Genomic DNA, 10407 nt, shown 5'->3' with positions numbered 1-10407 from the left:
CGAGATCTTTCTGAACCAGTCCGGCGGGCCGTTCGGCGCCGCCTCTCGTTCGGTGAAGCGGCTTATACGGCTACTCCCGCAAACCGTCAACAGCCAATTGTCAAAAAACTGTCGTTTTTTTCAAGTGACTGATTTCAAAGGAAAAAAATCGGCCCTCACTTGCACGTCCCCGCATCCGGCCACTTTTGCCGGGCGAACACGATGGCGCGCTCGTCAATCCCTATATGGGAACTCTGGGCCAGAGTTAAAAGACCGGGCTTCCCCTTTACCCTTTGGTAATCAGCAGCAGCACCACAAACATGCTCGGCACGGCTGCAAGCGCCGGCAGGATGATCGCGGGATAGCCGAATGCGACAATGGCGAGCAGCCAGAGCAAAAGCATATTGACCACGAACAGGACCTTGGCGGTCGTCGGTCCGTAAATCGCTTCCCTCAGCATCCAGCCAAACAGCGGCACGCGGTAAATCATCTGAGCCATGTCGTAACCTTTCTATGTCTGCGGTCTCTCCGCAGATGGACACCCCTCACCTCACAATGTGGCAAATTGGCTTTTGCCAAACTGTCGCAGTTTACCGGCCACTGACGTCGCAAACTGCTGGACATCGCTTCATCACAGGACCTAATCTCTCCTCTGTGATGGTTCCGCCCCGACAAGACCGGAAGGGCGGACGAAGAGGGAATACGGTGAGGACTACCCATCAGGGGCCGAAACCGTGGCTGCCCCCGCAACTGTGAACGGCGAGCGACGTCCGAAAAGCCATTGGCCTTCAGCTGATAAGGCGGACCGAAGCCCTGACCCGTGAGCCAGGAGACCTGCCATCGCTTGGCGCCGTGAACGCGGCATTCACTCTCCCGCGCGGTGGGCGCGGACGAAAGGACATAGTTATGCATATTGAACCCGGCGTCGTGGACGGCGCCAAACTCGCTTTAAGCTACGCGACAGCAGCACTCTCCTTCGGGCTTGTCGGCAAGATGGTTGTCGACGACCTCAAGGCGAAAGCGACCCCGACCGGTCTTGCGGCCAGGACCTTGATCACGACAGCTCTCGTCTTCTCCTTCTTCGAAGTCCTGCCCCATCATCCGGTCGGCGTCTCCGAAGTGCATCTCATCCTCGGCTCGACACTCTTCCTGATCTTCGGTGCCGGCGCAGCCTCGATCGGCCTGGCTCTTGGGCTCCTGCTCCAGGGGCTATTGTTTGCGCCGTTCGATTTGCCGCAATACGGGATGAACGTCACGACACTGATCGTGCCGCTCTTTGTCATCAGCAAGCTCGCCGCGCACATCATTCCGGAGAAGAAAGCTTATGTGGATGTTGGCTATAAGGATGCACTTGCGCTATCCACCGCCTATCAGGGCGGGATCGTTGCCTGGGTCGCCTTCTGGGCGCTCTACGGCCACGGTTTCACCGCGGAGAGCCTCTCAAGCATTGCAACCTTCGGTGCCGCCTATATGACGGTGATCCTGATCGAGCCGCTCGTCGATATCGCGGTGCTCGCGGCCGCCAAGTCGCTTCGACAGGCAACGGACAACGGACTCTTCAACGGGCGCCTGCATCGCGCAGCCGTTTGACCACATGACGATATCGAAAGCGCATGGGCGGTCCCCATGCGCTTTTTCTTTGAAACCGCCATCTCTTTCGGGTACCGCGGGGCAACAGCCACCCTGTCAAACCCTCCACCTCCGAAGAGACATCGAGGACATCCATGCGCATCCTTTCCGAAGCCCATTATCCGGAACTACCGAACTACTATCGCGGTAAGGTGCGCGAAAACTACGATCTTCCCGATGGCAGCCGCGTTATCATTTCCACCGATCGCCTGAGCGCTTTCGACAGGATTCTCACCTGCATCCCTTATAAGGGTCAGGTTTTGACCCAGACGGCCCGCTACTGGTTCGAAAAGACCAGCGACATCTGCCCGAACCATGTCATCTCCTACCCCGACCCCAATGTCGTCGTCGGAAAGCGCCTGGAGATCCTCCCGGTGGAGATCGTGGTGCGTGGCTACCTCGCCGGCACCACGGGGACATCGATCCTTACTCTCTATAAGAAGGGCGAGCGCGAGATGTACGGGATCACTCTGCCCGACGGCATGCGCGACAACGAAAAGCTCCCTACCCCGATCATCACGCCGACCAGCAAGGAATTCGACGGTGGCCACGACGAGCCCCTAACGCCAGCCGAGATCATCGAGAAGGAGCTCTTGACGGCCAAGCAGTGGGAAACACTGTCGCGCTACGCACTGGCGCTGTTCGCTCGTGGCCAGGAGCTTGCCGAAAAGCGTGGCCTGATCCTCGTCGACACGAAATATGAATTCGGCACGGACGAGAACGGCACGATCATTCTCGCCGATGAAATCCACACCCCTGACAGCAGCCGCTACTGGATTGCCGACAGTTACCAGGCAAGCTTTGAAAAGGGTGAACGACCGCAAAGTTTCGACAAGGATTTCGTCCGCGCCTGGGTTGCAGAACGTTGCGATCCCTATCTCGATCCCATCCCGGAAATTCCAGCGTCACTGGTCGAGGAGACATCTAAGGTCTATATTAAGGCCTTCGAAGCGATCACGGGGCTGCCGTTCCAGCCTGATGACAGTGGCGAAAGCCCCCTCGCCCGTATCCGCCAAAATCTGGCCTCGTACTTCCCCTGAGAAAGGCGGCCCCATGGATCAGGACCCTCGCGCACGATCTGGCGCATGCTGCCCCGACAAGGGTGACGGCGTTCCCGTGCGTCGTCCGCGCAGGCCCGCTGAAGAGACGCGCGAAGAAATCCTGAACACCGCCGAGAAGCTTTTCCGGACTCATGGCTATGCCAGCGTCACGATCGCAGACATTGCGGCCGAACTGTCGATGTCACCGGCCAATGTCTTCAAGCATTTCAGAACCAAGACGAGCCTTGTCGATGCGATCGCAACCCGCGCGATCGAACAGACGCTGCATGCGTTGAAGGCGCTGGCCAGCGACAAGCCCGCGCCCGAACGACTTTGCGCGCTCGCCCATCATCTTATGCAGGAGCATCTTGCCGAGCAGAAGGATGCACCCTTCGTTTTCGAGATGATCCTCGTGACGATCACAGAGGAACTCGATTGTGGCGATCGGTTCCGCGAGATCGTCGTCGGCATGATCGCAGAAATCATCCAGGCCGGTATTGAGGAAGGCGTCTACAATGCAGACGACGTACCGAGATTGGCAAACGCGACCTTCGATGCCCTAGCCTGTGTCATTCACCCTGTCATGACAGGGATGGAGAAGGCTGGCATAATGGCAACACGTTGTCGGGAAGTCGTCGGCCTGATCGATGCTGCACTGCGGTCGCCACTTGCAAAGTGACGATTGTTTATTTACGTCACTTCGACTGAAGAGAACCGCATCGCTTGGATGCGCCCCTTCTCTTCGGCTTGCCAGCCCCTGAACCCAGTGGCGCTGGTACCTGATTCGCAATGTTCCGTGACCTTTCTCAGTGGGATTCCTTGATGCGCCCAAGCTTCAGACTTGCCTCCGCCATTCTCGTTTGCACCGCGGCCCTGGCGGGTTGCTCCGATCAGGGCACGGCTGACGGCGGCGCCGCGGCGTCTGGCGGCGAACGCCCACCTGCAGCGGTGAGCGTTCTCATGATGAAGAAGGCGCCGCAACCGCTGACCAGTACCCTGCCAGGGCGCGCAGCAGCCTTCCAGACCGCAGAAATTCGCCCACGCGTAAGCGGTATCATCAAGGAAATTGCCTTCAAGGAAGGCAGCGAAGTCCAGGCGGGAGATCTGCTCTACAAGATCGAAGACGACACTTACCGCGCCGCCCAGGCCCAGGCTCAGGCCAGTCTGCAGAAGGCTGAAGCCGGCGTGCCGACGGCACGGACCAATCTTGCGCGTCAGGAACGGCTGGTCGGCAGCGGCGCCACCCAGGTGGAGCTCGAAAACGCCCGCGTCACGCTTCTGCAGGCTGAGGCCGATGTCGCCCAGGCAAATGCAGCGCTGCGCTCCGCCGAGATCGAGCTCGCCCTCACAGAAATTCGCGCGCCCTTCGAAGGAGTGACGACCGCATCGCGCTACTCGGTCGGCAACGTCGTCACGGCGAACCAGACCGACAGCCTGATGACCCTGCGCCGTCTTGACCCGATCTACATCGATCTGACGGAATCGAGCGTCAATCTCCTTCGTCTGCGCGAGGCCATCACCGAGGGTCGCATCAACCGCAACGAAAACGGCGCATCCGAAATCCGGCTGACGCTTGAGGACGGCCACGAATACCCAGTTGTCGGCAAGCTCGACATGTCGGAAATGGCGGTCAGTCAGACGACCGGCACCTATTCGATCCGTGCTGTGTTCGACAATCCCGATGGTCTCATCCTGCCAGGCATGTACGTCCGCGCCACGGTGACCGTCGGCACGGAAGACGGCTTCCTGATCCCCCAGCGCGCAGCCACGCGCAGCGCCAATGGCGAGCTTTCCGCAAAGTTCGTCACGGCCGAGAACACGGTCGAGACCCGGATCTTCGACGAAGCGCAGGTTTCCGGCAACAACTGGCTCGTCGCCAGTGGCATCAATGATGGCGACAAGCTCATCGTCGACGGCTTCCAGTGGATTGGCGACGGCGCCCCCGTCCAGCCGGTAGAAGCACAGATTGATGAGAACGGAATCGTCCAGGAAACTGCGGCGCCGGCTGCCGCCCCTGCCGCACAACCCTGATTGTGCGACAGACCAGGCAATCGAGGCGTAGAGGATAATCCATGGCCCAGTATTTCATTCGACGCCCGATCTTTGCATGGGTGATCGCGATCATCATCATGCTCGGCGGCGCGCTCGCGATTTCGACGCTGTCGATTTCGCAGTACCCGGAAATCGCACCGACTACCGTGCAGATATCGGCAAGCTATAACGGCGCAAGCGCGGAGACGGTGGAGAAATCCGTCACATCGATCATCGAAGACGGCATGACCGGCCTCGATGACCTGACGTATATGACGTCATCGTCGAGCACCGGCTCCGCCTCCGTCTCACTGACCTTCGGCAACTCGATCGATCCCGAAATTGCCCAGGTTCAGGTCCAGAACAAATTGCAGCTGGTCCAGTCGCAGCTGCCTGATATCGTCCAGTCGGCCGGCATATCGGTGACACGCTCGACCTCGAGCATCCTGCTGGTCGGCGCACTGGTGTCCACCGATGGCGCCCGCAGCAATGTCGAACTCGGCGACATCTTCTCCTCGCAGATCGAGGATCAGATCAAGCGTCTGGAAGGCGTAGGCAGCCTTGAAGTGTTCGGCACCGGCTATGCCATGCGCGTCTGGCTCGACCCGTTCAAACTCAACAAGTTCCAGTTGACACCGACGGACGTGACCGCCGCCATCCAGGCGCAGAACACGCAGGTTTCCGTTGGCGCCCTCGGCAGCCAGCCGGCACCGGCCGGTCAGCAGCTGACGGTAACCGTGACCGCGCAAAGCCAGCTGCAGTCCGTATCAGACTTCGAATCCATCATCCTGAAGACAGAGACCGACGGCGCCACCGTGCGACTGAGCGACGTCGCGCGCATCGAGGTCGGCCAGGAAAGCTACGCCACCAAGACCCGCTCCAACCGGAATCCGGCGACCGGTTTCGCCATCAACCTGGCAACCGGTGCCAATGCATTGGATACGGCAGAACGCGTGAAGTCGCAGCTTGCCACGATTGCCCCCTCGCTGCCGGAAAACGTGGTCATAACCTATCCCTACGACACCACGCCTTTCGTGCAGCTGTCGATCGAAAAGGTTGTTCATACCCTGCTCGAAGCCATCGTGCTGGTCTTCGTGGTGCTGCTCGTCTTCCTGCAGAACCTGCGCGCCACGATCATTCCGATGATTGCGGTGCCCGTCGTTCTTCTCGGCACCTTCGGCATCCTCGCGCTGACGGGCTACTCGATCAACACCCTCACCATGTTCGCCATGGTTCTGGCGATCGGTCTGCTCGTCGACGATGCGATCGTCGTCGTCGAAAACGTCGAACGTATCATGTCCGAGGAAGGACTGTCTCCGCTTGAAGCCACCGAAAAGTCGATGGGCGAAATCACCGGGGCTATCGTCGGCATCGCACTTGTCCTGACGGCTGTCTTCATTCCGATGGCCTTCTTCGGCGGCTCGACCGGCATCATCTACCGCCAGTTCTCAGTGACCATCGTCTCGGCAATGCTGCTTTCGGCTGTCGTCGCACTCGTTCTGACGCCAGCGCTTTGCGCCACGATGTTGAAGCCGGTCGACCATCACAAGCCGAAGGGCGGTCTTGGCGGCTGGTTCAACCGTAACTTCGATCGTGCGACCGGCGGCTATGTCTCGTCGATCGGCTATCTTCTCAATCGCCCGCTTCGGGTCATGCTGATGTTCGCGGTCGTGATCGCTGGCATGAGCTGGTTCTTCATGCGCCTGCCCTCCTCCTTCCTCCCGGAAGAAGACCAGGGTGTGCTGATGACGATCGTCCAGCTGCCGAACGGCGCAACGGTCCCGCGCACCGAAGAGATCATCAAGAAAATCGAGGACTACTACCTCGACCAGGAAAAGGACGCGATCCAGGACGTTTTCTCCGTCTCCGGCTTCTCCTTTGTCGGTGCCGGCCCGAACTACGCGCTGGTCTTTGCCAAGCTGAAGGACTTCGAACTCCGCGAAGACCCACAGCTTGCCGCGCCTGCCGTCGTCCAGCGCGCCATGGGCTATTTCTTCACGCTTCGTGATGCGATGGTCTTCCCCCTGGCGCCGCCTGCGATCCCCGGTCTCGGCACATCGAGTGGCTTCTCCATGTATCTGGTCGATAGCGGCAACAGAGGCACCGAAGCGCTGACGGCCGCATCGCAGCAATTGATGCAGGTGGGCAGCTCCAATCCGAACGTGAGCTCGCTGCGCTCGAACAACCCGCCGGCTGAAACCCAGTTGAAGCTTCTGCTCGACCAGGAAAAGATGGGAGCAATGGGCCTCGACATCGCAACCGTCAACAGCATGCTGTCGACCATCTTTGCTGGCCGTGACGTCAACGACTTCACCCTGAACGGCGAATTGAAGCCGGTCTATGTCCAGGGCGACGCGCCTTACCGCATGCAGGAAACCGCGATCAACGACTGGCACGCCCGCAATGCCAACGGCGAGATGGTTCCCTTCTCGTCCTTCATCAAAACGCAGTGGATCAGCGGCGCACCGACGCTCAGCAGGTTCAACGGCGTCGGCGCGATCTCGATGGAAGGGGCAGCAGGCGGCAGCGTGAGCTCCGGCACGGCCATGGATACCATGGAGCAACTGACGGCGGATCTGGGTGGTGGCTACACCGTAGCCTGGCAGGGCATCTCCTATCAGGAGCGCCTGTCCGGTTCGCAGGCCCCGATGCTCTACGCGCTCTCGGTCCTGATCGTCTTCCTATGCCTTGCGGCGCTCTATGAGAGCTGGTCGATCCCGTTCTCGGTCATCATGGCGGTGCCGGTTGGTGTTCTGGGAGCGGTGGCTGCGGCCTATGTCTTCGGGCAGTCGAACGACGTCTATTTCAAGGTCGGACTGCTCACGACGATCGGTCTCGCGGCAAAGAATGCGATTCTGATCGTGGAGTTCGCGAAAGATCGCCAGGCTGCGGGAATCAGTGTCATTGATGCAACACTCGAAGCTGCAAAGCTCCGGTTGCGTCCCATCATCATGACCTCGCTGGCCTTCATTCTGGGTGTGGTTCCGCTCGCCATCGCGACCGGCGCAGGCTCTGCAGCGCAGAATTCCATCGGTATTGGCGTCCTAGGCGGCATGTTTACGGCCACGGCGCTCGGAATCTTCTTCGTACCGTCGTTTTTCGTCATCATCCGGCAGATTTTCGGCGGTGCAAAACCGAAGGAAGCGCTGTCGTCGTGAAGATTGACAAACTATGTTAACCAACTAATGCGTAGGCTGCTGCGGTAGCCTGCGTGTGTAAGTCGGTCGTTGGCTCGGGGTCATTGAAAACCTCGTCGTGGCAAGACCGGGGGACTTTTACAGGAACACGTGATGCTCAAGATTCGTGCCGCCGCACCACTCGCAATGCTCCTCCTTTCCGGCTGTGTCGTCGGTCCGAACCATGAGGTGCCGCAGACAGCCCTCCCCGTCAAATTCTCTGAAGGCAGCGCCCGCGCTTCGGCAGACGTGACGTTGGCTCCCTGGTGGACTGCCTTCAACGACCGCCGTCTGAACGGCCTGGTTGAAACCGGCCTCGCCCAGAACCTCGATGTACTGCAGGCGATAGAGCGCATCACGGCCGCAGAAGCCAGCTTCGAAGCGGCCGACTCGGCAGCGTTCCCCCAGCTCAGCGTCTCTGCCGATCATCAGGTATCGAAGACCAATGGCAGCGGCGCGCAGAGAACCCGTGATAGCGACACCACGAACACGACGAGCGGCACGCTCGGCGTTTCCTGGCTGGTTGATCTTTTCGGCCAGTATCGCCGCTCCAAGGAAAGCGCAAAGGCAACGCTCGATGCAGCCTATGCGCAGACGGATGTGGCTCGTTTGACATTCCTGTCCAACGTCGTAACGGCATATGTTGATGCCCGTTATTTTCAGGAGCGTATCGCGATCGCCCGCAAGAATCTGTCTTCGCGTCGCGAAACTCTCGAACTGACACGCCTGCAACTTGAGGCCGGCGCGGCCTCGCGTCTCGACGTTGTCCAGTCTGAGGGCCTGGTGAATTCGACGCTTGCGGAGATTCCGGCCCTTGAGATCTCCTTCCGTCAATCGGTGCACCGCATTTCGCTGCTGCTCGGCCTGCCGGCAACCAGCCTGCTTGCCGACCTGCAGAAGGGTGCGGCCCAGCCTTACGCCCGTCGTAGCGTTAATGCCGGCGTTCCGGCAGACCTGATCCGCAACCGCCCGGACATCCGCGCAGCAGAGCGCAATCTCGCAGCAGCAACCGCCGAAATCGGCGTTGCGGAAGCAGCGCTTTATCCGTCGATCACTCTCAGCGGCTCGATTTCGCCGACCCTGGTTGCCACATCGGCAGCGAGCGGCAGCGCGACATCATGGGGCTTTGGCCCGAGCCTGAACCTGCCGATCTTCGACGCCGGCGCACGCGTCGCCACGATCAAGGCGCGGGAAGCGGCAGCGCGCGAAGCCTATCTCGCGTGGAAGCAGACGGTCTTGAGCGCTGTTTCTGAAGTCGAGAACGCGCTGGTTGCTGTCAGCCGCACACGCCAGACGGTTTCGGCTCTGACGGCTACCGTTCGTTCCTACGAAGAAGCCCTGTCGCTCGCCACTGCGAGCTACCGTGATGGCGCTTCCTCGCTGCTCGACGTTCTCGATGCCCAGCGGAATGTCGCAAGCGCACAGGCCAACCTTGCTCAGGCTGTCCAGCAGCTCGCAAATGGTTATGTTCAGCTGAACGTTGCGATCGGTGGCGGTTATGCATGGGACGGATCGAAGGCGGTCGTCGCCAGCAGGTAAGTGCCTCCTGTAAACACACGAAGCCCGGCACCGGAAACGGTAGCCGGGTTTTTCTTTGCTTCACCTCAGAAGGTCGCGGGCGTGTTGATCCAGATAAGAACCGTCTCACCGCTCGAGATGTTGCGCCAGGAATGCGGCCTGCGGCTTTCGAAATAGAAGCTGTCGCCGGCATGCAGTTCGAAGAACTGGTCACCGTCGAGGATGATCTCGAGGCTTCCGGAAAGCATGTGGATGAACTCCTCTCCCTCGTGCTGATAGGCGCCCTCGCTCGACGCCCCTGGCGCAAGCTGGAAGCGGTTGCACTCCATCAGGTTCCGGCCCTCCGCCAGAACCTGGACGGCGACGCCGGAGGAGGTAGTCGGCCATGACAACCATTTGCCGTCGCGGATAAGGCTTTCGCCGCCCCTGCCCTCTTCCTGGCCGCTGAGCGACGCGAGTGTCGTGCCGAGATGCCGGGCAACTTCATGCAGGGCGGTGAACGACAGCCCTTGCGATGTCCGCTCGAAGGTCGAAAGCTGTGACACCGAAACACCTGTCGCCTGGGCGACGTATTCGAGCGTCTTGCCCGCCTCTCGCCGCAGACGCCGCATTCGCGTGCCTGCGCGGATATCGGAAGTATCATCCTCAGTTTCGACGCTGTCCTCGTCGGCATCAGACGAAAATTCCCGCAGCGTCTCGCGGATCGCTGCCGGATTAAGGCCCTTCTCCGTCCGCAGCCAGGCGATCCGCTTCAGCCGATCCACCAGCACCCGATCATAGACTCGCTGGCCAGTCGGTGTCCGGATCGGCTGGATCAGGTCCTGACTTTCCCAGAGGCGAAGCGTCGATGGCGACACCCCTGCCATGCGTGCTGCCTCCGCAATCTTGAACCGGATATCGTCCACGCTGCCCTCAATCAAATGTCGCAGTCCTGCGTGATACTGGCGACAAGACATATTGCAAGTCTACAGAAAAAATGTAGGAAATATATTACCGCGTGATCGCAACCGTCTGCGACGCCGCTGGCCACCCTT

Annotated in this window: 8 protein-coding genes and 1 riboswitch; of the genes, 6 read left to right on the top strand and 2 right to left on the bottom strand. The window is 60.1% G+C overall.

The features are described 5' to 3' along the window. Positions 1-265 precede the first annotated feature (265 nt). Positions 266-478 carry a hypothetical protein gene (locus BW978_RS21245; RefSeq protein ID WP_076397826.1) on the bottom strand — a complete coding sequence of 71 codons (213 nt, stop codon included), beginning with the start codon at positions 476-478 and terminating at the stop codon, positions 266-268. Between the two features lie 142 nt (positions 479-620). After that, positions 621-836, top strand: a riboswitch (cobalamin riboswitch). 49 nt (positions 837-885) lie between these two features. Between BW978_RS21245 and BW978_RS21240 the strand changes: the two genes are divergently transcribed. The 6 genes from BW978_RS21240 to BW978_RS21215 all read left to right on the top strand — a co-directional run bounded on the left by BW978_RS21240 (position 886) and on the right by BW978_RS21215 (position 9394). Then, positions 886-1569, top strand: coding sequence for an energy-coupling factor ABC transporter permease (locus BW978_RS21240; protein ID WP_076397825.1), 684 nt, complete (start codon positions 886-888; stop codon positions 1567-1569). A gap of 134 nt (positions 1570-1703) precedes the next feature. Next, positions 1704-2648, top strand: coding sequence for a phosphoribosylaminoimidazolesuccinocarboxamide synthase (locus BW978_RS21235; protein ID WP_076397824.1), 945 nt, complete (start codon positions 1704-1706; stop codon positions 2646-2648). Positions 2649-2661: 13 nt separating this feature from the next. Then, positions 2662-3327 (top strand): TetR/AcrR family transcriptional regulator, encoded by a 666-nt coding sequence (locus tag BW978_RS21230; protein ID WP_083697672.1) that lies wholly within the window; start codon positions 2662-2664, stop codon positions 3325-3327. A 143-nt stretch (positions 3328-3470) separates the two neighbouring features. Continuing rightward, positions 3471-4679 carry an efflux RND transporter periplasmic adaptor subunit gene (locus BW978_RS21225; protein WP_139330627.1) on the top strand — a complete coding sequence of 403 codons (1209 nt, stop codon included), beginning with the start codon at positions 3471-3473 and terminating at the stop codon, positions 4677-4679. A gap of 41 nt (positions 4680-4720) precedes the next feature. Next, positions 4721-7837 (top strand): efflux RND transporter permease subunit, encoded by a 3117-nt coding sequence (locus BW978_RS21220; protein WP_076397823.1) that lies wholly within the window; start codon positions 4721-4723, stop codon positions 7835-7837. A gap of 132 nt (positions 7838-7969) precedes the next feature. Then, positions 7970-9394, top strand: a complete 1425-nt coding sequence (locus BW978_RS21215) for an efflux transporter outer membrane subunit (protein ID WP_076397822.1) — start codon at positions 7970-7972, stop codon at positions 9392-9394. A gap of 65 nt (positions 9395-9459) precedes the next feature. On the opposite strand, the gene BW978_RS21210 is transcribed toward BW978_RS21215, so the two are convergent. Next, a complete protein-coding gene (locus tag BW978_RS21210) occupies positions 9460-10329 on the bottom strand; it encodes a MerR family transcriptional regulator (RefSeq protein ID WP_076397821.1) in 870 nt (289 codons plus the stop codon). Positions 10330-10407: the final 78 nt, after the last annotated feature.

Origin of the sequence: Rhizobium sp. RU33A (genome assembly GCF_900156055.1) — a bacterium.
Classification (GTDB): domain Bacteria; phylum Pseudomonadota; class Alphaproteobacteria; order Rhizobiales; family Rhizobiaceae; genus Allorhizobium.
This window is presented reverse-complemented; position numbering and strand designations above follow the sequence as displayed.